19 protein-coding genes are annotated in these 24,188 nt (G+C 62.3%); 7 read left to right on the top strand and 12 right to left on the bottom strand.

Translation table 11 applies throughout. The features are described from left to right. The first annotated feature begins 4 nt into the window (after nt 1-4). Both L6639_RS21765 and L6639_RS21760 read left to right on the top strand, forming a co-directional pair. A complete protein-coding gene (locus L6639_RS21765; RefSeq protein WP_237863673.1) occupies nt 5-946 on the top strand; it encodes an ABC transporter permease in 942 nt (313 codons plus the stop codon). 3 nt (nt 947-949) lie between these two features. Next, a complete protein-coding gene (locus L6639_RS21760) occupies nt 950-1,837 on the top strand; it encodes an ABC transporter permease (protein WP_237863672.1) in 888 nt (295 codons plus the stop codon). Here L6639_RS21760 and cnbZ read toward each other — a convergent pair. The 10 genes from cnbZ to L6639_RS21710 all read right to left on the bottom strand — a co-directional run bounded on the left by cnbZ (nt 1,834) and on the right by L6639_RS21710 (nt 14,300). Further along, on the bottom strand, nt 1,834-2,580 hold the full coding sequence (gene cnbZ, locus L6639_RS21755) for a 2-amino-5-chloromuconate deaminase CnbZ (protein ID WP_237863671.1): 747 nt from the start codon (nt 2,578-2,580) through the stop codon (nt 1,834-1,836). The two genes, L6639_RS21760 and cnbZ, sit on opposite strands and share 4 nt — an antisense overlap. 8 nt (nt 2,581-2,588) lie before the next feature. Then, nucleotides 2,589-3,839 carry an adenylate/guanylate cyclase domain-containing protein gene (locus L6639_RS21750; RefSeq protein WP_237863670.1) on the bottom strand — a complete coding sequence of 417 codons (1,251 nt, stop codon included), beginning with the start codon at nt 3,837-3,839 and terminating at the stop codon, nt 2,589-2,591. Further along, nucleotides 3,836-4,225 (bottom strand): response regulator, encoded by a 390-nt coding sequence (locus L6639_RS21745; protein WP_237863669.1) that lies wholly within the window; start codon nt 4,223-4,225, stop codon nt 3,836-3,838. Before L6639_RS21745 ends, L6639_RS21750 begins: the two co-directional genes overlap by 4 nt. Then, on the bottom strand, nt 4,222-6,801 hold the full coding sequence (locus L6639_RS21740; RefSeq protein ID WP_237863668.1) for a sensor histidine kinase: 2,580 nt from the start codon (nt 6,799-6,801) through the stop codon (nt 4,222-4,224). The genes L6639_RS21745 and L6639_RS21740 overlap by 4 nt, the downstream gene beginning before the upstream one ends. 53 nt (nt 6,802-6,854) lie before the next feature. Beyond that, nucleotides 6,855-7,838, bottom strand: coding sequence for an ABC transporter substrate-binding protein (locus tag L6639_RS21735; RefSeq protein WP_237863667.1), 984 nt, complete (start codon nt 7,836-7,838; stop codon nt 6,855-6,857). Between the two features lie 123 nt (nt 7,839-7,961). Then, a complete protein-coding gene (locus L6639_RS21730) occupies nt 7,962-11,057 on the bottom strand; it encodes a MexW/MexI family multidrug efflux RND transporter permease subunit (RefSeq protein ID WP_237863666.1) in 3,096 nt (1,031 codons plus the stop codon). 72 nt (nt 11,058-11,129) lie between these two features. Beyond that, entirely contained in the window at nt 11,130-12,323 is a 1,194-nt protein-coding gene (locus tag L6639_RS21725; protein ID WP_237863665.1) for an efflux RND transporter periplasmic adaptor subunit, read from the bottom strand. Between the two features lies 1 nt (nt 12,324). Beyond that, entirely contained in the window at nt 12,325-13,026 is a 702-nt protein-coding gene (locus L6639_RS21720; protein WP_237863664.1) for a TetR/AcrR family transcriptional regulator, read from the bottom strand. A 141-nt stretch (nt 13,027-13,167) separates the two neighbouring features. Continuing rightward, complete coding sequence (locus L6639_RS21715) at nt 13,168-13,758, bottom strand: thiamine pyrophosphate-dependent enzyme (RefSeq protein WP_237863663.1); 591 nt, start codon at nt 13,756-13,758, stop codon at nt 13,168-13,170. Then, entirely contained in the window at nt 13,755-14,300 is a 546-nt protein-coding gene (locus tag L6639_RS21710; protein WP_237863662.1) for a phosphonopyruvate decarboxylase, read from the bottom strand. Before L6639_RS21710 ends, L6639_RS21715 begins: the two co-directional genes overlap by 4 nt. Before the next feature lie 106 nt (nt 14,301-14,406). On the opposite strand from L6639_RS21710, the gene L6639_RS21705 reads away from it, so the two are divergent. The 3 genes from L6639_RS21705 (at nt 14,407) to L6639_RS21695 (ending at nt 19,482) form a co-directional block, all read left to right on the top strand. Continuing rightward, a complete protein-coding gene (locus L6639_RS21705; protein ID WP_237863661.1) occupies nt 14,407-15,627 on the top strand; it encodes a cytochrome P450 in 1,221 nt (406 codons plus the stop codon). Nucleotides 15,628-15,633: 6 nt separating this feature from the next. Beyond that, complete coding sequence (locus tag L6639_RS21700; protein ID WP_237863660.1) at nt 15,634-16,311, top strand: potassium channel family protein; 678 nt, start codon at nt 15,634-15,636, stop codon at nt 16,309-16,311. 312 nt (nt 16,312-16,623) lie between these two features. Next, nucleotides 16,624-19,482: a hypothetical protein gene (locus tag L6639_RS21695; protein WP_237863659.1), complete on the top strand. Its 2,859-nt coding sequence runs from the start codon at nt 16,624-16,626 to the stop codon at nt 19,480-19,482. A gap of 183 nt (nt 19,483-19,665) precedes the next feature. Here L6639_RS21695 and L6639_RS21690 read toward each other — a convergent pair whose 3' ends face one another. Together L6639_RS21690 and L6639_RS21685 are read right to left on the bottom strand one after the other, a co-directional pair. After that, the gene (locus tag L6639_RS21690; RefSeq protein ID WP_237863658.1) at nt 19,666-20,856 is read right to left on the bottom strand and encodes a phosphatase PAP2 family protein; all 1,191 of its coding nucleotides are present in this window, start codon (nt 20,854-20,856) and stop codon (nt 19,666-19,668) included. A 452-nt stretch (nt 20,857-21,308) separates the two neighbouring features. Further along, a complete protein-coding gene (locus tag L6639_RS21685; protein WP_237863657.1) occupies nt 21,309-23,108 on the bottom strand; it encodes an adenylate/guanylate cyclase domain-containing protein in 1,800 nt (599 codons plus the stop codon). A gap of 500 nt (nt 23,109-23,608) precedes the next feature. On the opposite strand from L6639_RS21685, the gene L6639_RS43495 reads away from it, so the two are divergent. After that, a complete protein-coding gene (locus L6639_RS43495) occupies nt 23,609-23,818 on the top strand; it encodes a potassium channel family protein (protein ID WP_237863888.1) in 210 nt (69 codons plus the stop codon). A 152-nt stretch (nt 23,819-23,970) separates the two neighbouring features. After that, nucleotides 23,971-24,171, top strand: coding sequence for a hypothetical protein (locus L6639_RS21675; protein WP_237863656.1), 201 nt, complete (start codon nt 23,971-23,973; stop codon nt 24,169-24,171). The last annotated feature ends 17 nt before the right edge of the window (nt 24,172-24,188 follow it).

Genomic DNA, 24,188 nt, shown 5'->3' with positions numbered 1-24,188 from the left:
AAGGATGCTGAACTTCCTCGCCCGCCGGCTTGCGCAGATCGTCCCGACGCTATTCTTCGTGTCAGTGCTGATTTTCTCGCTGCAGCAATTGCTGCCGGGCGATCCCGCGCTGGTGATGGCGGGCGAAGAACGCGATCCGGCCGTTATCGAGCAAATCCGGCACCAATACCGGCTCGATCAGCCCGTCCCCGTACAATATGCGTACTGGATCAAGGGTGTGCTTGTCGGCGATTTCGGCGAATCGCTACGCAACAAGATGCCAGTGCGCGAGCTGATTGCGCAAAAGCTGCCGGTGACGCTGCAGCTCGGCGCCATGGCGATCATCATCGCCTTCCTGATCGGCATCCCCGCCGGGATCGTCGCGGCCGTGAAGAAGGGGACGGCTTGGGACTACGGCGCCAATTTCTTTGCGCTGTGGGGCATCTCGACGCCGAATTTCTGGCTCGGCATCATGCTCATCTTCCTGTTCTCGATCGAGCTCGGCTGGCTGCCGGCCTCCGGCTATGTGCCTCTGACCGAGAACTGGCGGGCGAGCCTTGCCGCCACCATCATGCCGGCCTTCGTGCTCGGGAACGCCATTGCAGCGATCCTGATGCGGCATACCCGCAGCGCCATGCTCCAGGTGCTGGAAAGCGATTACGTCCGCACCGCGCGTGCCAAGGGCCTGTCCGAGCGCTCGGTGATTCTCAAGCACGCCATGCGCAACGCGCTCACGCCCATCATCACACTCGGCGCCCTCGAACTCGGTACGCTCTTGTCCGGCGCGGTACTGACCGAGCAGATCTTCTCCATTCCCGGATTCGGCAAGCTGATCGTGGACGCCGTGTTCAACCGCGATTACGCCGTCGTGCAGGGCGTGGTGCTGGTGACCGCCACGGTCTACATCACGCTCAATCTGGTCGCCGACGTCGCCTATATCCTCGTCAATCCGCGGCTGAGGGGCTAGGCCATGACCGACGCCGTGCTCGCGGCCACCTCCGTCACCGATGCCGGGGAGCTCGACAGTCCGGCGCGCCGGGCACGACGTCGCCTGTTCAAGCGCAAGGCTGCGGTCGCGGGCCTTTTGGTCCTCATCGTGTTCATCCTGCTTGCGCTGCTGGCGCCTCTGATCGTGCCATACGACCCCATCGCGACAAGCTGGAGCCTGGTGCGCAAGCCGCCGACAGCAGCGCACTGGTTCGGCACTGACGAGCTCGGCCGCGATATCCTGAGCCGCGTCATCTATGGCGCACGCGCCTCGCTGCTGGCAGGCCTGATCTCGGTTGCGATTGCGCTTGGCATCGGCGTCCCTCTTGGCCTGCTCTCCGGCTATCGCGGCGGATTCGTCGATGCGCTGATCAGCCGGATCACCGATGCGATGCTCGCCTGTCCGTTCCTGATCCTGGCCATTGCGTTGGCGGCGTTCCTTGGTCCGAGCCTCGGCAATGCCATGATCGCGATCGGCATCTCGGCAACGCCGGTCTTCATCCGTCTCACCCGTGGTCAGGTGCTGAGCGTCAAGGCCGAGGACTATGTCGAGGCGGCCCGCGCGCTCGGCAATCCCGACTGGCGAATCGCGGTCTCGCACATCCTGCCGAACATCCTGCCCGCACTGCTGGTCCAGGCGACGCTGTCGATCGCCGCAGCCATCATCGCGGAAGCCGCCCTGTCGTTCCTCGGGTTAGGCCAGCAGCCGCCTTCGCCATCCTGGGGCAGCATGCTCAATGCAGCGCAACGTTTCCTGACCCAGGCACCCTGGATGGCGATCTGGCCGGGGCTGGCGATCTTCCTCGTGGTCTTGTCACTAAACCTGCTTGGCGACGGGCTGCGCGATGCGCTGGATCCGCGGCAACGTTAGATAACAATCTCGCGCATCACGCGCCGGCAATCCATCTCATATTCGAGATCGACCACCGGCGGCCGCGCGAAGTGCCAGGTGAGCCCCGAGCGCAGCGCGCCGCGCCGAACCAGTTCGTCGACCAGCGTGTGATGGAAGTCATGCACGGAATAGGCCTGCACGCCCGTGGTATCCTTCCAGCCGAATCCGAACGTCGTCATCCGGCTCTCCATCTGCGAGGTCGTGGTGAAGCGTACCTTCTCGCGCAGGCCTTCCGGACTGAGGTCGCGGTAGCGCACCGTGCGCTCGACATAAGTGCCGCTGCCCTCGCGTGCCTCAGCACCACCGGCGATCACGAAGGACGGCGCCTTCGAATTCGTCGGGCGAGTGAACGAGAACGCGTAGAACGACGGCTCCGCGGGCGGATCGATCTCGGGACAGACATTGCTGCGTGCGACCGGATTGATGCTGCCGTCGAAGATGCCCCACTCCGACAGCGTCTTCACATAGTGCAGGTTGAACGCGCGAAAGCCTTCTTCGCTGAAGGCCGCCGGCGAGCGTAACTCGCAGGCACAGAAGGCCGTCAGTGGACGCCCCGCCGCCTGGATGTAGTTTGCAGCCAGCGCAAACCCGTCGGCGAGCGGGACCAGACGATCGAACCTGACACGCTCGATCTCATAGCCGTCGTCGGCAGCAGCACCAGCAGAATACTGGAACACGGAGGGGATGAACCGGTAATTTCCGGCGGAGAATTCACGCGTCATGTCGAACCCTAATCCAGTTGGATACGAATGCCTTTGGCGCCGTTGAGCAGGCGTCTCAAGTGAAAGCCGGCGAGCGGATCATCGGCGTGCATCCCGACCAGCGCGGCGAAGGCCGGCATCGCCGCGACGTCGCCCGTCTGCATCCTGGCAAACGCCTCGGCATATTGTGCTGTCGCGGGTGCATCAAACCTGTCATGTGGCAGCGGCTCGAATGCGCGCAACGGTTCGCTGCGTCCGCGGAGCATCAAATCACCCACCGGGCGACCCTGAAAGTTCGAGGCTGCCTCGGCGACACTGGAGCTGACACAGATGCGGGTGCCGAGCTGCTTGTTGGCGGCCTCCAGCCGCGCCGCGATGTTGATCGTGTCCCCATAGGCGGTGTAATCGAAGAAGCGATTGCCGCCGAAATTGCCGACCAGTGCGGATCCTGCGTGAATGCCGATACGGGTTGTGCCAAAATTGACGCCGCTCGCCTTCTGACGCACGCAAAAATCCTGCGCCCAGCGGTCGAGATCGTGCGCGCAGGCGACCGCGCGCGTCGCATAATCGGGCTGATCGCCGGGCGCATTGAACAGCACATGGATCGCGTCGCCGATGATCTTGGCCACCGTCCCCTCATGCGCGAAGATCACTTCGGTCATCCCACCGACATATTCATTGAGGAGCGCGCCCAGGGTCTCAGGCGCCGCGCTCTCGACCAGCGATGTGAAGCCGGTGATGTCAGTGAAGATGACGGCGACATCGCGCCATTGCACCTCGATTCCCTCGCCGTCACCGCTTGACGCCAGACGTTTGGCGAGCTCGGGCGAGAAATGGCGCGACAACGCGGCGTGGGCCCGCTCAGCCTCCGCCTGACGGCGCCGCACCTCGCGCAGCATCTCGATGTGGCGAAGGGTCTTCGCGATCGTGGTCTCGAGGTCGGCGAAATCTATCGGCTTGGTGAGAAAATCGAATGCGCCGCGGTTCATGGCGGTGCGGATATTGCTCATGTCGCCATAGGCCGAGACGATGATGGTCGACTTCTTGTCCTCGGCTTCCTGCAGCTTTTGCAACAGCGACAGCCCGTCCATCCTGGGCATATTGATGTCCGAGACCACCATGTCGACATGCGGATTCTGCTCGAGCGACTCCAGCGCTTCGAGACCATCGCGTGCGAACATTATGGCGACGAGCCCATCACGGATCTGCCTGCGGAATTTTTGCAGGATCAGCGCCTCGAGATCGGGCTCATCGTCGACGAAGAGGATGGTCGGGGTCATGCCGCCTGCTCGAGCCTCGTGTCGATCTGCTGGCGCAGCAGCGCGAAATCGATCGGCTTGGTGAGGAGCCCGGTGGCGCCGCGCTCGATCGCCTTGCGATACGTCTCGGCATCGCCGTAGGCCGTGATCATGATCACAGGAACATGCGGATGCTCCGCGCGCACCCTGGGCAGCATATCGAGCCCGCTCATGCCGGGCATGTTGATATCAGACAGGATCAGGATCAACGAGGGGTCGCGCACCTCGGCGGCACGCTTCAGCGCATCGGGCGCAGAGGGTGCGAATTCCATCTGGAAACGGCCGGCGCGCAGGTCGCGCCGGAATTGCTGCCGGAACAGCGCCTCGACATCGGGCTCGTCATCGACGACCAGGATGTAAACGTTCACGTCTTGCCTCCGGAAGTGCCGCCTGCCGCCATTGCGCGCGGCAAGGTGATGATGAATTCGGTGAAGACACCGGGTGTGGTGTTCACGTCGATCGTGCCGCCATGCTGTTTCACGACGATGTCGTGGCTCATGGACAGGCCAAGCCCCGTTCCCTCGCCTGCCGGCTTGGTGGTGAAGAAGGGATTGAACATCTTCTCCTTCACCTCCTGCGGAATACCCGTGCCGTTGTCGCGGATCCGGATCTCGACCCTGTTGCCGAGATCCTTCGTCGCTGCGCTCAGGGTCGGCTCGAAGCTGTCAGCAGCGCTCTCCTTGTGCTTGGCCGCCGCATAGAACCCGTTCGAGATCAGGTTGAGGAAGACGCGGGTGATTTCCTGCGGGTAGACATCGACCATGCCGGCTGCGGGGTCGAGATCGCGCTTGAGCGTGACGTTGAAGTTGGGCTTCTCGGCGCGCGCGCCGTGATAGGCCAGATTGAGGCTCTCCTCCACGATCGCGTTGATGTCGGCGGGGCGATGCTCGCCGGAGCCTTCGCGGGAATGCAGCAGCATGTTCCTGACGATGGAATCGGCGCGCTTGCCGTGCTGCACGACCTTCTCGAGATTGCCCTTGAGCATACTTGTCAGCTCGTCGACCTCTTCCTTGGTCTTGTCGTCGAGAGAAGCCGTGTGCAGAACCTCCTTGAGCTCGTCGATCAGCTCGGTCGATACCGAGGAGAAATTATTGACGAAGTTGAGCGGGTTCTTGATCTCGTGGGCGATGCCCGCCGTGAGCTGGCCGAGCGAAGCAAGCTTTTCGGTCTGGATCAGGCGGCCTTGAGCGGCGCGCAGGTCGTCGAGGGATCGTGATAGCTCTCTGGTGCGCTCCTGGACTTCGTCGAACAAGCGTACATTCTCAATCGCGATCAAGGCCTGGTCTGCAAAGGTCGTTGCGAGCTCGATCTGTTTTTCGCTGAAGGGACGCACGACATGCCGCGTCAAGACGAAGACGCCGATGGGCGCCCCCTCCCGCAGCAGTGGAACACCTAGCATCGTACGCACGTTGGCGCGTCTTCGCGCAGACGAAGGTGCATACTCCGGATCGGCCTGCACATCGGGAATATGGACTGTCTTGCGATCGAGCAATGTGCGTCCCACGACGCTTCCGCGCTCCGGCACGGAAGCAAATGTCCGAAGCTTGTTCTCCTGCTCCGCATCGAGGCCGCAGCTTGCTGACAGATAAAAGACGCCATCGCGGGGTCTGAAGATCGTTCCTTCGTCGGCATCGCACAAGCGGGCAGCCGATCCCACCAGCGTGTCGAGCACGGTCTGCAGATCAAATGTCGAGCGGCTGATCACCTTCAGCACATCGGCGGTTGCGGTCTGCTGCTGTAGCGCTTCGCGCAATTCGGCGGTCCGCCGCTCGACCTTGTTCTCGAGGTCGGCATAGGATTCCTGCAAGCGCGAGCCCATGTCATTGAACTGGTCCGCCAGCCCCTCCAGCTCGTCGCCAGTCTTGATCGAGATGCGCTGAGAAAAATCGCCGCCGCCGATCCGCTCGGCGCCGCTGCGCAGTGCCTGGATCGGGCCGACCATGCGGCGCGCCAGGAAAATTCCCGCGAGCACCGCAAAAATCGATGCGGCGAGCAGCACGAACGCGAGCCGCTGCAACGAGGCGTAGAGCGAGGCATAGGCCTCCTCGACGGGCAGCTCGACGAACATGGTCCAATGCAGCGGCTCGATCGGGGCCGAGGCGGTCAGAACCTTCTGACCCTGGATGTTGACCGCCTCCTGAAGCGCATCGGGCACGGCGCCGCCGCCGGCCTGCGCTGCGCGTACCTGTGCAAGGCCGGACATGTCAGTGTTGCGCAGCACCAAGCTGATGTCGGGATGCGCGATCAGCCGCCCTTCGGGGCCGACCACGTAGGCGTGCCCATGCTGGCCGACCTTGATCTGGGAGACGACATCCCAGATCAGCTTCAGGTTCACTTCCGCGATGCTGACCCCGGCATCCTTCCGTGCCCCGGCCAGTGCCAGCGTCATGTAGGGCTCGGACTCGCGGCGAAAATAGACCGGTCCGTAATAGACCTTGTGCGCCACGGCTTCCGTGAACTTTGGATCACCAGACAGATCGATGCCGCTGTCGATCGCGTCCATCGCCAGCCGTGAGACGCGCAGGCGCTCCTTGCCGGTCGAATCCACCTGGGCGAGCTCGGTGATCGCAGGCACCTGGCGCAGCAGGCGCAGCGCGTCGAACCGGCGCGGCTCGACCGAACCCGCAGACCAGGGCAGCTGCGTGGTCCAGCCGAGCTGGCTCTCGATCTCCTTGACGAACTGGCTGATCTTGGCGGCGGCCGCCTCGGCCTGCTCGTGCTGGACCCGGATCAGAGCGGCCTTGTGCTCCCTGTAGTAGAAGAAGACCTCGAACAGGCCATTGGCCAGCAGGGCGACCGCGACCACGGCCACGAACAGCACGACATATTTGGTGAACAGCCGGGTCCTGATCCCCCGACCCGCCTCGGCGGATGCGATCCCGTTCCCGGCCGCGCTCGGCAGAGTCCTGGTTTGCGGGGTGTCGGGATGGACCGAAATGCTCATTGCCCCGAGCCTAGCAAGAAGGCCGCACCTTGTCTCTTGCCACAACGGCAAGATTACTCGATGACCTCGTCGGCAAGTGCAAGCAAGGTCGGGGGAATTTCAAGCCCGGTCGACTTGGCCGTCTTCAGATTGATCACCAGGGGATAGCGGGTCGGCAGCTCGAATGGCAGATCGCCGGGGTTGGCCCCGTTGAAAATGCGGGCGACCAGGGCCGCCGCCCGCTCGAAGGATTCCGAGGAATCCGCGCCATAGGACATCAGACCGCCGTCGCGGGCGAACTGGTCGAATTCGTAGATCGCCGGCAGTTTCCGGACGGCAGCAAACTCGAACACGCGCTCCCGGTTGAGAATGGTCAGCGCATCCGCCACCATCAGGATGCCGTCAGGCAAATCGTTGTTCATCACCGAGAAGGCTTCGTCGAAATCGTCCGGCTCGCGCACGCCGAGCGCCTGTACGGTCAGTCCAAGCGCCTGGGCTGCCTTTGCGGACGCCTGATAGCGCATGGTCATGCCAAGATCGTCCTTATTCCAGAGCATCGCAACCTTGGTCAGCTTTGGCGACAGCTCCTTGAGCAGCGACAGCCGCTTGGCGCTGAGCGTCGCCGCGACATCCGAAATCCCGGTGATCTTGCCACCCGGATGCGCCAGGCTCTCGATCAGCCTGGTTTCGACGGGATCGCCGACACCGCTGGCCGCAACGGTGGCGAGGCCGGCCGCTTTGGCGGCCATCGCGGTCGGGTAGCCAATGATGACGATGACGTCGACATTCTTGGCCTTCAGTTCCGACATCAAAGACGGCAGCATCGCGACGTCGCCCAGCGCACCCCGCGCCTCAAAGGTCAGGTTCTGGCCAAGCTTGAACCCCCGCTCTTCAAGCACCTTGACCAGGATCTTGCCGCCGGGGCTCTCCGCCGTAACAGGCACGATCGGCGTCACGGTGCCGATGCGATAGATGCGGCCCGGCGTATCGGCCGACGCCATGCCCGGCCGAGCCAATGCCGCCCCGCCAAGCACCGCCAGAAATTCACGCCTCTTCATCCGACGCCTCGCCTCAAGCGCACATTCGTGGCGCTCCAGCCATCATATTATGAGATTCTGCACGACAAAAAAAAGCGGCAACAGCGATGGCTGTTGCCGCTTCGCACGTTCATGGAGCGTCGGTCAGGTCGGCCGCAGCGCCTTGGCATTGAGGTCGAGCTCGTTGACCTGCTTGTTCCGCTCGGAATCGGCGGCCGCGCGATGGTCGGTCGCCAGCACGACATAGACGGCCGGCAGTACGAACAGGGTGAACAGCGTCCCGATCGACATACCGGCGACGACCACGAGGCCGATCGAGAAGCGGCTGGCGGCGCCAGCGCCGGTCGCAGTCAGCAGCGGGATCAGACCGGTCACCATCGCAGCCGTCGTCATCAAGATCGGCCGCAAGCGGATGCGGGCCGACATTTCGATGGCCGAGCGGCGGTCAAGCCGTTCATTCACCTGGAGCTCGTTGGCGAACTCCACCATCAGGATGCCGTGCTTGGTGATCAGGCCGACCAGGGTGAGCAGACCGACCTGAGTGTAGATGTTCATGGTCGCCACGCCGAAGAACAGCGGGATCAAGGCACCGACGATCGCCATCGGCACCGAAATCATGATCACCAGTGGATCGCGCAAGCTCTCGAACTGGGCCGCCAGCACCAGGAAGATGATGATCAGCGCGAAACCGAAGGTGATCGCGAGCTGGTTGCCCTCCTGCACATACTGCCTTGAATCCGCGAGATAGTCGTGGCTGAAGCCCTGCGGCAGCTTCTTGGCCTCACCCTCGAGGAAGTCCACTGCGGCGCCGACGGTCACGCCGGGCATCGGCACGGCCGAGAACGTCGCCGAGTTGAGCTGATTGTAGTGCGTCAGCGAGTTCGGATCGGTCTTGGTCTTGATCGACACTACGGTCGACAGCGGGAGCTGCTGGCCGGTGTTGGTCGTCACGTAAAAGCCACCAAGCGATTCCGGCGAGAGACGGTCGCTGCGCGGCACCTGCGGGATCACCTGGTAGGACCGGCCCTCGAGATTGAAGCGGTTGATGTAGTTGCCGCCGAGCAGAACCGCGAGCGTACTACCGAGGTTCTGCATGTTGACGCCGAGATCCTGCGCCTTGCTGCGGTCGATCGTGACCGTCACGCTCGGCTGGTTAAAGGCGAGGTCGCTGTCGGAAACGATGAACATGCCGCTCTTGCGCGCAGCGTCCTTCAGCTTCTCCATCTGCTCAAAGACGGTCTGATAGCCCGCGGTGGAATTGATGACCATCTGCACCGGCAGACCGCCCGGACCACCCGGCAGCGGCGGCAGGTTGAATGCGAACGCCTGCACGCCCTCGATCTTGGAGAGCTCGGCCTGAACCAGCGGCTTCAGCGCGATCGACGAGCGCTTGCGCTCCTCCCACGGCTTGAGCAGCATGCCGGCAATACCGCCCTGCGGGCCGTTGATGCCGTTCAGCACGAAACGCAGATCGGTCTCGGGGAAGCTTTGAAACTTCTTGTCGAGCTTGTCGCCGTAGAAATCGACGTAATCGATGTTGGCGTATTTCGGCGCCTTGGTCACCGCGAAGACAATGCCCTGGTCCTCCTCAGGTGCCAGCTCCTTCGAGGTGTGCATATAGAGGAAGCCGACAAGCCCGAGGATCGTGATCGCGAACAGGCCGGTAATCGCCTTGTAATCGAGCGACCGGTCGAGCCTGCGGCCATACCAGCGCGTCACTGCGCCAAACACCTTGTTGACCAGCTTGGCGAAGCGGCCTTCTTCGGTGTTCTTGAGCAGCACTGAGCACATCATCGGCGACAAGGTCAGCGCGATCACGCCCGATACGATCACCGAGCCGGCGAGCGTGAAGGCGAATTCCCGGAACAGCGAACCGGTGAGACCGCCGAGGAAGCCGATCGGGGCATACACCGCGGCAAGGGTAATGGTCATCGACACGACGGGACCGACGATCTCGCGCGCGCCTTCGAGCGCCGACTGTACCGGTGTCTTTCCCTCCTCGAGATGTCGATGGATGTTCTCCACCACCACGATGGCGTCGTCGACCACGAGGCCGATCGCGAGCACCATCGCGAGCAAGGTCAGCAGATTGAAGGTGAACCCGAGCGCCAGCATCAGGGTACAGACACCGATCATCGACAACGGGATGGTGACAACAGGAATGATGACCGATCGCAGCGAGGCCAGGAACAGGAAGATCACCACGATCACGATGATCACGGCTTCGCCCAGCGTCTTCTTCACCTCGTCGATCGAGGATTGGATGAACTTGGTCGAGTCGTAGGCGACCTTCATCTTCATCGATGGCGGCAGGTTGCGCTCGAGCTCGGGGAACAACGCCCGGACGCCCTTGACCAGCGTCAGCGGATTGCCCTGCGGCGTCGCGTTCACGCCAATGAAGATCGCGTGCTCGCCGTTGAAGGCGACACTCGCATCGGTGCTCTGCGCGGCAAGCTCGACCGTGGCTATGTCCTCCATGCGGACGAAGCCACCATCCTTGGCCTTGACGATCATCTTCCTGAACTGGTTGACGTCGGTCAGACTGGTGTTGGTCGAGATGTTGGAAACGACCAGATAGCCCTTGGTCTGGCCCGCGGCGGACTGGAAGTTGTTGGCCTGAATCGCGGCCGCAACATCGGACGGCGACACGCTGCGGCCGGCCATCTTCACGGGATCGAGCCAGATCCGCATCGCAAAGGTCTGTCCGCCAAGAATGTCGGCGGAGGCGACGCCGTCGACGGTGGACAGCACCGGCTGCACCACGCGCGTCAGATAATCCGATATCGCCGAGCCCGACAGTTCCTCCGAGGAGAAGCCGAGATACATCACGGCCGTGGTCTGGCCCGTGGTCTTGGTGACGATCGGGTCGTTCGATTCCTTCGGAATCAGATATTTGACCGAGTTCGTCTTGGCCAGCACCTCGGTGAGCGCCTGGTTCGGATCGAAGTTCAGCTTGATGTAGACCTGGATCGTCGAGGTGCCGAGCACCGAGGACGAGGTCATGTAGTCGACGCCCTCGGCCGAGGCGACCGCCTGCTCGATCGGCGTCGTGATGAAGCCCTGGATCAAATCCGCGGACGCGCCGGGATAGACGGTCGTGATGTTGATGACCGTATTCGACAGCTTCGGGTACTGCCGGATCGGCAGCACCATCGCCGCGCGCAGCCCGATCAGCAGGATCAGCAGACTGACGACGACCGACAGAACCGGGCGCTTGATGAAAATATCAGTAAAGGCCATCGCGGCGATCTCGATTTCGCTTGTCTCAAGAAACGTGATCCGGCCAGGCCGGATCACGCGATGTATTTATTGTCAGTAGCGCGGCGGCTGCGCCGGGACCGACGGAGCGGGGTCGGTCGAAATTGCGACAGCGGCGCCCGACTGCAGCTTGAGCTGGCCGACGGCGACGACCTTGTCGCCCGCCTTCACGCCCTTGATGATCTCGACGCGGCCGTTGACCCGATTGCCGGTCTGCACGAACGTGCGCACCGCGCTCAGCGTCGTCTTGCCGTCGTCTTCCTTCTTCTCGGTGATCATGAACACGGAGTCGCCGTACAGCGTGTAGTCGACCGCCGTTTCCGGAACGGTGATCACGGCCGGCTTGTCCGGCAGCACCACCGTGGTGGTCACGAACATGCCGGGCTTCAGGATCTTCTCCGGGTTGGCAACCGTTGCCTGCACGCGAATGTTGCGGGTTTCGGCAGCAATCTGAGGCTCGATCGTGGTGATCTTGCCGTCGAAGGTGCGGCCCGGATAGGCGTCGACCTTCAGCCGTACCGACTGGCCAACCTTGAGGTTGCCCGAGTCCTTTTCCGTCACCGTGAAGTTGGCCCAGAGCTCCGACAGGTCGGTCAGCGACACGATCGCCGTACCAGCGGTGAGGTATTGTCCGACCTCGACCTTGCGGACACCGAGATCGCCGGAGAACGGCGCGCGCACCAGCTTCTGCGAGATCAGCGCTTCCGTCTTGCTAATGCCGGCCATGGCCTGGTCATAGGTCGCCTGCGCGGCATCGACGGTCGACTGCGGACCGAACTGGCGCGCCGCCAATTGCTTGGCGCGGTCGAGCGCGAGTTGCGCGCCAGTCGCCTGCGCCTTGTAGTTGGCAAGATCGCCCTGCTCCGGCCCGTCGAACAGCTGCACCAGCGGCATGCCGGCCTCGACGTGCATGCCCGGCTCAAACTTGATCTCGATGACGCGTCCATTGACGTCGGAGGTGACGTCGACCTGGTGCACGGCAGCGAGGCCGCCGACTGCGGTCAGCAGGTTCGGCACCACTTCGGACTTCGCTTCGGCCGCGCTCACCAGGGTCGGCGGCGGCTTGTTGTTGGCAAAGAACTGCTTGATCATCTGGCCACGGAAATAATTGAACCAGACGAAACCACCGACGAGCACGCCCAGAAGCGTGCCGATGATGATGAACCAGAGCACCGGCCGAACCGGACGCTTGGGGGCCTTGCTGTCGATCGGTTCGCCCGAAATCTTGTGTTCGGCTACGATGTTCATGTCATGCACTCTCTGCAATCGCCGTCTTGTCCGCACCCGGGGCCAATTCGTGGCCCAGATGCGAAGCAATTGCGGCGTCGTTAAGTCCGATGCCTCTCAGGAGAAACTCACAGAGCTGCCGCTCCAGATCGTTCGCCCCGCCATAGGCGAGACAGTGCACCGAGGGCAGCCTGGTCAGCGCAGCGGTCATCACCGTGTGGTGCGCAAACCAGAACAGGTTGAGCGGTTCGCTGCCGCAGGCCCGCGCATCCCCGGCAGCGACTGCGCGTTCGAGCGAGGCGACGAAGACCGCGCCGATCAGCGTCTCGATCTTGGCATATAGCAAACGGGCAAACTCGCCGTCATCCAGATGACTGGTGACCATCAGTCGCAGACGCTGGGCCTCTTCCTGGTCGGGGCCGTCGGCGGTCTCCAGGAAATGCTGGACCATGCTGCGGATCAGCTCGACCAGGGTGGCCGTCGACGGCTCCCGCTCGAGCAGTTCCATCAGCGCCGGGTCTGCCTCGCACTCATCGCTGAGGATTTCGGCATACAGCGCCGCCTTGGAAGGGAAATGCTTGAACAGCAGTGCCTCGGAAATGGCAGCGGCGGCCGCCACGCTCTTGGTCGTGGTGCCGGTATAGCCGTGTCGGGCAAAGCAGCGTTTTGCGGCTCCGAGGATCAATTGACGCCTCAGGTCGCTCGTCATACGCAATGAGCTCATGCTAGTGAGTAAGCACTCACCCACGCAAAAGTCAAGCCAAATGGTGCGACGCAACCTAGATGGGTGGGATCTGTTGGAAATTGGTCACAGGTTACCTCCGCGGGGAGAACGCCGCCTGCGGGGACCGGATCGGGCACCGCGTCAGATCGGCTGGAAACCGAGGTCGCCGCGGATCCGATTGACGATGTAAGTCCCGTCCCGGCTCGGCAGGATCCGCTCGACGTTGGCGCTGTCGATCTTCACATTGGCAAAGCGCGGCCCTCCCGAGAGGTCGTGGATGGTCTTGGCGAAGGCTTCGACCTCGGCCATGGTCGAGATCGCACGGCTGTCGGCAATGCCACAGGCCCTGGCGACGCCGACCAGGTCGGCGGCGGCCGAGGTGTGGCTGGTCTGGCCGCCGGTCTCGCCATAGGCCTCGTTGTCGAGCACCACGATTGAGAGATTGGACGGCTTCTGCAGGCCGATGGTGGCAAGGCTCCCCATCCCCATCAGCATCTCGCCGTCGCCGGTGATGACCAGCACCGGCAGTTTTGGCTGCGCCAGCGCCAAGCCTAGCCCAATCATCGCAGCGCCGCCCATGCCACCCCAGAGATAGAAATTGCGGGCATGGTCGCCGGCGGCAGTGATGTCGTTAGTGGAGGCGCCGAGGCCCCCGATGGCGACCACGTCCTTACGATCCGCAAGCAGCGCGGAGACCACCTGGCGGCGGTCGAGAAGATTGGCCTTGCTCATTTGGTGAAAACCTTGGCCCCGATCAGGCGTTGCGACAGCAGGACGGCGGTGGGCGTGAGCGCGTTGTAGGCCTGGGCGGCTGCCGCCTCCAGCACCGCCGGCACTTCGGCTGCGTTCGAGGCGCGGAGCACCTTGACGCCGGACAGTTCGAGCACGCCCTGCGTGGTCGAGCCCATCGGCACCTGCCACGGATTGAACTCGCCCCACTCGCCGCGCATGGTCACGAGGGTGAGGAACGGAAAGCGCAGGATCGGGATCAGCGACAGCATGTTGATACAGTTGCCGACGCCGCTCGACTGCATCAGCAGGACGCCGCGCTGGCCGCCGGTCCAGGCGCCCGCGAGCAGCGCCACGCCCTCCTCCTCCGTCGTCAGGGGAATGCCCCGCATCGTGGATGAGCCGAGCACACGCTGGATCAGCTTCGAATGGCCGGCGTCGGGCACGTAAGGCACCTGCCGCACGTCGAAGCGTTGCAAGGTCGCGAAAATGTCGTCGGGCCAGGTCGGCGTCGTCGTGTCGGCAGCGTCAGCGCGGGCGTGCATTTTTCTGTCCGGTCGGCTAGCAAATCACGGCGAGACTGTAGACGGTGATCCGCACGGCTCGAAAGAGCGAAAACGGCATATCGGTCTCATCAGGCGAGTATGGCGGATGAACGCAAGTGCGAAAGAATTGGCGGCCAGGTTCGATCTGGCGAAGCTGACCAGTGAATTCTACGACGATCCCTACCCGACTTATCGTGCACTGCGGGAGAACGAACCGGTCAAGCGCCTTGCGAGCGGCACCGTGTTCCTGACGCGCTACGACGACCTTCTCACCACCTACAAGAACACAAAGTCGTTCAGCTCCGACAAGAAGCGCGAGTTCGCGCCGAAATATGGCGATACGCCGCTCTACGAGCATCACACCACGAGTCTCGTCTTCAATGATCCGCCCGCTCACACCCGCGTGCGGCGCCTGATCATGGGCGCGCTGTCGCCGCGCGCGATCGCCGGCATGGAGGGCGACCTCGTCAAGCTGGTCGACGGATTGCTCGATGCCATCGCCGCCAAGGGCCATTGCGAGCTGATCGAGGATTTTGCCGCCTCGATCCCGATCGAGGTGATCGGCAATCTGCTCGACGTGCCCCATGACGAACGTGCGCCGCTGCGCGACTGGTCGCTGGCGATCCTTGGCGCGCTCGAGCCGGTCGTCTCGCCGGAGGTTGCCGCGCGCGGCAACAAGGCCGTGACGGATTTCCTCACCTATCTCGAAACGCTGGTCGCGCGCCGGCGCCAGCAGCCGGGCAACCCTGATCGCGACGTGCTGACACGCCTGATCCAGGGTGAAGACAACGGCGAGCGGCTGACCGAGAAGGAGCTGCTGCACAATTGCATCTTCCTGCTCAATGCCGGTCACGAGACCACCACCAATCTGATCGGTAACGGCCTCGTGGCGCTGCATCGCAATCCCGACCAGAAGCAAAGGCTGATCGACAGCCCTGACCTGATCAAGACCGCGGTGGAAGAGATCCTTCGCTACGAAAGCTCGAACCAGCTCGGCAACCGCATGACGACCGAGCCGGTCGAGCTCGGCGGCGTCATGCTGGAGGCCGGCACATCGGTGACGCTGTGCATTGGCGCTGCCAACCGCGACCCCGCGCAGTTTCCCGACCCTGAACGCTTCGACATCGCGCGCACGCCGAACCGGCATCTTGCCTTTGCCACCGGCGCGCATCAATGCGCCGGCATGGCGCTGGCACGGCTCGAGGGCGCGATTGCGATTTCGCGCTTCCTGGCGCGCTTCCCGAACTATGCCGTGAGCGGCCAGCCCGTGCGCGGCGGCCGCGTGCGGTTTCGTGGCTTTCTGAGCGTCCCCTGCTCGATCGGCTGAGGCGTCATGACCATCGATCAATTGCGCGAACGCTGGGCAGATCCCGCCCTGACGGTGCTGACAGTGCTGATGGTGGTCATGATGTTCGTGGTCGCGCCGTTGCAGGCGCTGGGGCTGTTCGCGTTCCAGGTGTCCGAGCTGGTGCTGGCGCTGCTGCTCGTCGTCGGCATCTTCGTGATATCAGGCAGCCCGTTCGCGGTGGTCGGCATGCTGATCGCGCTCGGCATGATCGTAACAGGCGCTATCCTGAGGATCAGATCGCCATCCATCCTCGACCTGAATTTGTTTGCCGGCTCGTGGTTCATCGTGGGAACAACCATGGCCTGGGCGGTGGCGCGGCAGACCTTTGCGCCGGGTCGCGTGACCTACCATCGCGTGATCGGCGCGGTGCTGCTCTATCTGACCGTCGCGGTGATCTTCGCGGCGCTCTACACTTTCATCGGCTCGCTCGATCCAGCCGCCTTTGTCAGCATGAAGGTGGAGGACAGTCCGAAGCTCGCGAGCGAGGTGATCTACTTCAGCTTCGCGACGATGACCACGACCGGATATGGCGACGTCGCGCCGCTGCATCCCGTCGCGCGCAGCCTGTGCAACATGGAGGCGATTTTCGGCCAGCTCTATCCGGCGACGCTGCTGGCCCGGCTGGTCACGCTCGAGATCGAGCATCGCAGGCAGGATTCCTGAGCCCCAACGATCCAAAAGTCGAAAACAACCCCATGCACAGTAGACGGCGGGTTGATCGACAATAACAGGTGGGCACACAGAACCATTTGATACGCCAGAGCAAATCGGCAGCATCGCGCATGACGAGGCGCTCGGGACATTGCGCCCCCCGGCAGCAGGGCTCAACCTTTGGCGGCAAGCTGCTTGCCTGTGCGATTGGCTATCGCGAGATGGCGGCATGGAGTAGAATTCATCGACAACGACGCCAGGCACAAGTGCGCACACCATTGAGCTCCGTCACAGCGAGGCGGCCTCAAGCAGGAGGGGTGGCAGATGGCAGATAAAGTTGCTCGCCGACCGCGCGATTTAGCAGAATGGCATCCCAGCAAATATGCGCTCTGGAGTGAGCGCTGGGGCGATGCGGTCAACGAACCGACCTCTATCGTGCTGCGTCATCCAACGGCTCCGTTTCTGAGAACCGTTCCCAAAATTGATGATTCCAATATACAACGCGTGGGAAATGCTTACCTCGAAGCGGTGGCAGGCAATCCCGATATCGATCCGCCCATCCGTCTGCCGCGAGTGTTCAAGACCAACTCGCCGGACTTCTTCAAGCGTCGCTTTTCGGGCTTGATGCGGTGGCTGCCCCTTGGCTGGCCTCCTGCCGATCCACACGATGACACGGCCGGCGACCCGTTCGTGTCGTTCCGAGTTGAGCGCGAGCGGGCGGGCGAGATCTTCGATCAGACCGTGATTTTGGTGGCTTCCGAGTGGATTCCCGATCCCAGCTCCAAACTTAAATCGACCGGCCATTTCCTGGGCTCGGGGTTCGGCATCCGCGTCGTCGCGCATGTGCGGCCCAAGAATAAAAAATACGAAATACGCATCACCGGGATGACCGCGTCACTTCCGTTCGGTCCTTACAGCACCGCCGAAGTGTTCGGTTTATTGAACAAGGACGAGAAAGCGTTCGCAGCGATCTTCAATACGGACAAGCTTGCTCGGGTCAAAGCCGAGATGTCCGGTCAGCTTGGTTTGAAAGATCAATCCGTCTCCATTCGCGGCGTCCGGATCGCCACCACATCCGACGGAGAGACAGCGCTTGTCCAATGGCAAGCTACGAGCAAGCCCGAAACGGAGGGCGGGCGAACCGGGGCCACACCATATTCGTTCGTGTTCTCCGGGACGCCGACTGAGGCTGGGGCTCTTGTCAGCAAGGTTGAGCTCGTCGCCGACGCGATAACGCCTGGACACGCGTGGGTGTTTCCGATTGATCCTGCCTCGCAGCAGCCGCCGGCCGATCTTCGCAAGCGGCGCCCGACACGCAGCGAAGAGACACTCGACCAATATCGCGACGATGAGGCAATCACCGCGTATCGGTCGGATCCGTTGATCTTCCCGCCAACGACGTTTCCGCTGCCATCAGGATTCACCGAAGATGAAAGGGTGGTGGTTTGCCCCGGATTTGTCATTGCCGACGGTCCTCCCCCTCCCTATCCCTATCCTCCTCCCCCTTACCCCAAGCCGGGAGATCCGAAGACAGTCGATCTGCCTGGCACGTCCGCGCCTCCCGTTCGATCGAACGGCTTCGCGGCAATCAGCGCCTACAACAATGTCAGGCAATTCTTCCTGCGGCTCGATGCGTATGGAATGAGTGCGGCTTCCTACTTTCGGATCACGAGCCTGCCGCTCAAGATCTTTTATCGCTCCGGGGTGAGGCCGGGGCCGGGCAAGGACGGGCAGACAGTCAACGCGCGTGTTCTTCCGGAGGGCTGGCCGGTCGACTACGTCGGACCGACCGCGCTCGGCGATCGTCCGATTCTGCAACTGCATTTGGCGCTGGGCGACCTGTCGACCCGGGCACGCAAGCCGTGGGACGGAACCAACCGCTCGCAAGCGAAGCCGCTCGGCATCGCGGCCGACGCGCGCTGGATCTGGCACGAGATCGGACACGTGCTTCTGATGTGCTCGGTCGGCGAACTGGAATTCCGTTTCGCCCACAGCGCCGGCGACGCGCTCGCAGCGATCGTCTCAGACCCGCAATCGCAATTGGCGGGAGATGCCAATTGGCGCGGCGCGACGTTCCCGTGGGTGTTTACGCCGCGTCGTCACGACCGATGCGTGTCGCATGGATGGAGCTGGGGCGGCGCGTTGCACTATGCACTGTCCCAGGTTCCCGATTCAACGCCGCCTCGCCGCAAGGGTTATTGGACCGAGCAGATCCTCTCGTCATCACTGTTCCGGCTGTACCGCGCCATTGGCGGCGATACGAAGGTGGTGGGAACGCCAAACCAGCCTGACCGAACCGCTCGCGAGTCGGCTTCGCTCTATTCCGTCTATCTCATCATGAGGGGGATTCAGATTCTGCCGACGTCGACCACGGTGTTGGCCAACGAGCCGGATCAGTTGGTCTCCGCGCTGATCGACGCCGATATCGGCACCATTCCCTGGAACGTCCACTGGGACGTGACTTTTCCTCCGCCCCCGTACGGCACCAGCAGCACCAAATCGTTCTCATTCCAACGGATTGGCGGCTGTGTGCACAAAGTCATTCGCTGGGCGTTCGAAGTCCAGGGCCTGTATACCGCTGCCGGAACGATCACCAACGCGCCAGGCCTTCCACCCCCGGTCGACATCTACATCCTGGACCGACGACCACTTTCGGAAGTCACGCCCTGCGACGATATCGCGTATGGACCGGGCAGCTACAATCCGGTCTCGCTCGATTGGGATCCCCAACAGTCCGGTTCAGATGCCCCGCCCTTGTGGCAGGCCGACCAAGACGCGATCGTCGTGTCGGGCGGCAAGATTTCCGTGAAGGTCGGAAACCGCGGTAGTCAGCAGGCAAAGAACGTGAAAGTCAGCGTTTGGTGGCACGCATGGCCCAGTGGCAGCGCCCCGCCGAAATGGAATGATCCATCACCAGGATCAACACCGTGGAAAAAGTGCACCCCGTCACCAAGCCCCGGCAAGACCATCAACCCTGGTGCTCCGCCTGTCGAATTTAAATTCACGTTCAACCCACCCTCAACCGGGACCCGCTATGTGGTGCTGGCTATCGCGACATGCGGGGACGATGCAGCCAACACGGACCCAACGACGCTCCTCCCGTGCAGCCAATTGCCCACGGCACTCATTGACCTCGTCCCCAATGACAACAACCTTGGTCTCATCGTCGTTGGCCGCCCCTAAAGCGCGATGAGAGTGGGATGAATCATCATCGCGCTTGAGGTTGTTGTTTGAGCATGATCTCCGCGCAAACGCGTTCCGCGTTTGTCGCGAGGGAAAACCGCTGCACACTTTCCCGGATCATGCTCTAGCGGCAGCCCGAGCTTCGTTGTTCAGGTCCCGCGGAGCAGAGCGGACAAAGCTCGCTCAGGTCCACTTCGTCGGCCACTCGGCGGTCGCGTGGGCGAGCACCGAGTTGAGCGTCGGACAATAGATGCGGCTCGGCGTGCTGTCGTGGAGCAGCGCCCGCCAGATACCCGCTGCGATGTGACGACTTCCGGAGGAGTCCGAAGGATAGTGGACGCCGAGACGTTCGCGGTTCTTTGCGATACGCCCGGCAAGCCAAAGCAGCGGCGAATCAATCTCGCGACGCCCCGCCAGTGGGTTTCGGACAAGTGTTTGTACGCCCGATTGCGTGCTTCCGAGAGTACTAACGGGGGTAGGCGTCGTGTTGGGGTTCGGCGGAGAACTGGAAATCTGAAAGGCACCAGCCGTCCCGGTCGGTATCACATAGTAAGTCGTTCCAGGTGCAATCGGCGCTGGAAGCGCGCCGCCAGCCGTCGTCTGGAAAAACACCGGATCGCCGGCGTTCAGTGCCACGTTCCCTTGGACCACAGCCGGGTTAGCCAAAGAAATGGTCACCGTTACGGGTAGACATGGATCGATCGCATTGCCCGGCGAGCCCTTGTAGGGAGCGGCGAACAATCCGTAGCGCTGGCGAAGCGCCGGTATCTCCAGGAGCAGGAGCGCGATGAAGTGACCGATGAAGGAATGCCCGCTGGTAAACGACGGATGGGCGGGAGGACCGAACGGAGGCGCGAGTCCCGGGCATAACGTCGAGGGGCGAACGCGCCTGAACTGCTGCTTGTAGTAAAAATATGCGATGTTGCCGATGGCGTACCCGCAGTTGATGAGCTCCATTGTCCACGGGCGCCGTGCTTCACTGGTGTCGATGAATGAAGTGATGTAGCCGCCACTGCCATCCGCCTGCTCGATGATTTCGGCCATGTAACGATCGCGATCGTCCTGCATCAACATTTGCAGTTGTTCAATTTCGCTGCGGATCGAGTCGAAGGCGTCGGCTATCGCGTTGGTCCAATCGGAACCTGTGGCGCCAGGGTAGTGATCGGGATTCTGAGGATTCCGCCGTGGATCTGGCTGCCACGCCAGATCGAGGCTCTCCAGCCAGCTCCTCGCAAGCAGGTCAGCCCGACTGAATTGCCATTGATGGGGTTGGCCACCGAATTCCTGCGCCACCATGATTGACGGCCGAGAAGGATCGACTGCCTTCAGCCATTGCGTGAGATGACGGTCGTATGGGAGCGTCCAGAACCGCAATGCCGGGTCCCAATCATCGGTCGTCCATTCGAGGAACGCATCCTGCCCGGTTGCGTCGACCTGATAGGGATTTACGACTTCCGCCCACGGATACGGCGGATTCCCGGCGTCATCCGGAGTGAAGTCGAGTGCCCAAGATCGGAAGCCCAGGTCCCATGGAGTTGCGTAAAAACTGCGCCCCGTGCCCGGCCCTGCTTCGGCACTGTACGCCGCGGCGGCTCCGGCTCCCGCACCGGCTCCAGCGCCCGCGCCTGCTCCTGCCCCCGCGCCAGCACCTGCCCCGGCGCCAGCACCTGCTCCGGCGCCTGCTCCGGCGCCTGCTCCAGCACCTGCGCCCGCTCCGGCGCCTGCGCCTGCTCCCGCTCCGGCACCTGCCCCCGCACCTGCGCCCGCTCCCGCACCAGCTCCAGCTCCCATGTTAAGCCTCCCTGACGCTTGAAATTTACATGCGGCTATTCCGGTAACCCCGCGGCGCGCAATCCCTTCGCCAAACGATCCAGATCATCCTTACGCAGCGGATACCAGGAAACGAAAGTTGAGACTCTAAACGAAGGTTCAATTTCGAGAAGCTCTCGAGCCGCCAATTCGGCTCCAGCTTCGTCACCCGAAAGGGCGAGCGCGGCGGCGAGAGTTCGTATGCAGGGACGGAAAAGTAGATTCGCCCGCCGTGACCTGTTCAGGTAAACGATCGCTTCATCGTATCGCCCAGCGACGAACTCGGCAATTCCCGCCACGATCCAAAAATAAAAATTCAAGGGATCGAAGGGATTAAGACGCCACACGTTCTGCAATCGCTCCAGCGCTTCGTCGGGCCGCCCCAAATAGGCGAGCGTCAAGGCGCTCAAGCCCCATGCGAACGCCAAGTTCTCGTTGAGCGCCAGCGCCCGCCCAAAAAGCTCCAGCGCTTCTTCCGGTGATTTTCCCATGAAAGAGAGAATGTGCCCGGCCACCGCCAGCGCAAACGGATCGTCGGGGTCGAGTTCGATGGCACGCCGCGACACGATGAGGGCACGCGCCCGATCGCTGTCCGGATCCAGCGACCAACCTTCGCCAAACTGGAAGTTTAGCCACCACGCAAGGTAGGCATGGGCCTGAGCATAGTGCGGATCGAGCACGATCGCCCGCTCCAGGAGTTGACCCGCTTCCCGGTGGCTTTCTTCGGTAAGGAGATAAAGAAGCGACATCGCGCGGAGGACGCAATGGAACGCATCCAAACTCTCGGTCGGGCGGTCAGCGACGCGAGCCATCTCGACTGCACGCACGCGCGGCTCGATCGAGGACAATATGCTTGAGGCAATTCGATCCTGAAATTCAAACAGGTCGTCGGCAGAACCTTCGTAACGTTGGGCCCAGATCGAGACATTCCCCAAGATGTCGGTCAACTCCGTGTTGATTCTCAATCGCCTGCCCTGGCGTTGGACGCTGCCGTCGAGCAGGTAACGAACATCGAGCTCAGTGGCGATCTGTCGCAGGTCTCTTCCGCCGGCGCTATAACGAAGGGTAGAATTGCGCGCAATGACGTAAAGCGACCGATTTCTGGAGAGGCCGGTAATGATCGAGTCCGTGATCCCTTCACCATAATAGCTGTCGTCGTCGGTACCGCCGATTGTCCGGAATGGCAGCACGGCGAGCGTCGGCTTCGACGCCCATTGCAGGTATGGCTGCGCGATCTGGCGGTCAGCGTCTCCCTCAGTCCACTCGACGGAGTAGACATGAATGGTTCGCATGATATTTTTCATCACAGGCGCGCCGAGGTGATGAAATGTCAGTGGCAGTCGATTGATGACATAGTCGCGGACGGCCGCCGTGACGACTATCTGGCCAGGCTGCGCGGCCTGGTGGATACGGGACGCAACGTTGACGCCGTCGCCCTGCAATATTCCATCTTCGTCAATGATATCGTCGACGTTGATGCCAATGCGAAGATGCAGCGCGAATGGATCCTTATCGCCGACGACGCGCTCTTGAACGCGTTGAACGTCGGTAGCCCAACGCACGGCGTTCACGACGCTCGGGAATTCGACCAGAACGGCGTCGCCCGCAATCTCGGCAATCCGTCCACCGTGGCGAGCCATGTGAGGCTCCATAATCTCGGTCCGCAACGCCCTCCAGCGCATGACGGTCTCGACGTCCTTCAGCCCCATGAGCCGGGAAAAGCCGGCGACATCGGCAAAGGCGATGGCAGCTAGCCGCCTCGTAATCATCGACGGTGCGATGGACGGCGCCTCTGTCGCTTGCTCAGCCTGATTCATGCGCACCTTGCCATTCCAACGGACCAAGTACCCGGGCACCTTCCGAGCAGTGACGCGCGATCACGGAACCTTACAACATTCGGTTGACCTGCGCGACCGCCGTTGAGCAGATGGCTGGATCGGGTCGAGCCGGCAGCAAGTCCGACCATGGCCATTCTGCCACCGAAAACGGGGGTAAAGTGTCATGTGCATCACAACCGCCGAGTTTGCCGAACCCGTCCTGGACGATTTCTGTGCCACGCCGAGCGGCGCCCCGAAGGCGCGTCTCTCGTGGCTCATCGCGTGAACGACGAGGGCCTGGGCGGTGGCGTGGCAGATTTTTGCGCCGGGTCGCGTGACCTATCATCGCGTGATCGGTGCGGCGCTGCTCTATCTGACGATCGCGGTGATCCTCGCGGCGCTCTACACTTTCATCGGCTCGCTCGATCCAGCCGCCTTTGTCAGCATGAAGGTGGAGGACAAGGCTCGCGAGCGAGGTGATCCATTTCAGCTTCGCGACCATGACCACGACCGGATATGGCGACGTCGCGCCGCTGCATCCCGTCGCGCGAAGCCTGTGCCCCATGGAGGGCGACGCCGCTGGCACGTCTGGTCACGCTCGAGATCGAGCCTTGCAATCAGGACTGAACGCGATACGCGAGTCTTTCCGGCGATGCTCGCATCAAGATGCGACAAAGTTGCCAGATTTATATAATGCAACCCTTTGTTGACAGTCTATTTGAGCAGTATTACAAAATCTCTTCGCGCTTAGTCGCGAGACTGCGATTTCGATAGGCCACTGCGCTTTCGTTTCGGCTCTGACGATTACCGTCCGCCGAATGAATTGACGAAAGTTACTCTCCACAACGGCGAGGAGCATCCTATGGCAGCAGCAAAGAACACCGAACATAAGGTCGTTCTCACTCTCCCCGATATCGGGCTCTCCAAAGCCCAGATCAATTCGCTCAAGAAGAACTTCAAGAACGAGGTCGTGACACACCTCGGCGGCCCGGAGGTGCTCGCGCGCCGCCGCATCGTCGTGGTCGTCGTTGTCGTGATCGTGTTCTCCAGGCCGAAGGCCTGAGGGATTACGTTCCGCCG

It is taken from the genome of Bradyrhizobium zhengyangense (assembly GCF_022012555.1).
GTDB lineage: Bacteria > Pseudomonadota > Alphaproteobacteria > Rhizobiales > Xanthobacteraceae > Bradyrhizobium > Bradyrhizobium zhengyangense.
This window is presented reverse-complemented; position numbering and strand designations above follow the sequence as displayed.

Excerpts from the sequence above, each read along its gene's own strand:
- L6639_RS21735 (WP_237863667.1), bottom strand. The coding sequence starts at position 7,838 with ATGAAGAGGCGTGAATTTCTGGCGGTGCTTGGCGGGGCGGCATTGGCT.
- L6639_RS21700 (WP_237863660.1), top strand. The coding sequence starts at position 15,634 with ATGACCATCGATCAATTGCGCGAACGCTGGGCAGATCCCGCCCTGACG.
- L6639_RS21725 (WP_237863665.1), bottom strand. The coding sequence starts at position 12,323 with ATGAACATCGTAGCCGAACACAAGATTTCGGGCGAACCGATCGACAGC.
- L6639_RS21685 (WP_237863657.1), bottom strand. The coding sequence starts at position 23,108 with ATGAATCAGGCTGAGCAAGCGACAGAGGCGCCGTCCATCGCACCGTCG.
- L6639_RS21765 (WP_237863673.1), top strand. The coding sequence starts at position 5 with ATGCTGAACTTCCTCGCCCGCCGGCTTGCGCAGATCGTCCCGACGCTA.
- L6639_RS21740 (WP_237863668.1), bottom strand. The coding sequence starts at position 6,801 with ATGAGCATTTCGGTCCATCCCGACACCCCGCAAACCAGGACTCTGCCG.
- L6639_RS21675 (WP_237863656.1), top strand. The coding sequence starts at position 23,971 with ATGGCAGCAGCAAAGAACACCGAACATAAGGTCGTTCTCACTCTCCCC.
- L6639_RS21710 (WP_237863662.1), bottom strand. The coding sequence starts at position 14,300 with ATGCACGCCCGCGCTGACGCTGCCGACACGACGACGCCGACCTGGCCC.
- cnbZ (WP_237863671.1), bottom strand. The coding sequence starts at position 2,580 with ATGACGCGTGAATTCTCCGCCGGAAATTACCGGTTCATCCCCTCCGTG.
- L6639_RS21695 (WP_237863659.1), top strand. The coding sequence starts at position 16,624 with ATGGCAGATAAAGTTGCTCGCCGACCGCGCGATTTAGCAGAATGGCAT.
- L6639_RS21720 (WP_237863664.1), bottom strand. The coding sequence starts at position 13,026 with ATGAGCTCATTGCGTATGACGAGCGACCTGAGGCGTCAATTGATCCTC.
- L6639_RS21705 (WP_237863661.1), top strand. The coding sequence starts at position 14,407 with ATGAACGCAAGTGCGAAAGAATTGGCGGCCAGGTTCGATCTGGCGAAG.
- L6639_RS21715 (WP_237863663.1), bottom strand. The coding sequence starts at position 13,758 with ATGAGCAAGGCCAATCTTCTCGACCGCCGCCAGGTGGTCTCCGCGCTG.
- L6639_RS21750 (WP_237863670.1), bottom strand. The coding sequence starts at position 3,839 with ATGACCCCGACCATCCTCTTCGTCGACGATGAGCCCGATCTCGAGGCG.
- L6639_RS21760 (WP_237863672.1), top strand. The coding sequence starts at position 950 with ATGACCGACGCCGTGCTCGCGGCCACCTCCGTCACCGATGCCGGGGAG.
- L6639_RS21730 (WP_237863666.1), bottom strand. The coding sequence starts at position 11,057 with ATGGCCTTTACTGATATTTTCATCAAGCGCCCGGTTCTGTCGGTCGTC.
- L6639_RS43495 (WP_237863888.1), top strand. The coding sequence starts at position 23,609 with ATGACCACGACCGGATATGGCGACGTCGCGCCGCTGCATCCCGTCGCG.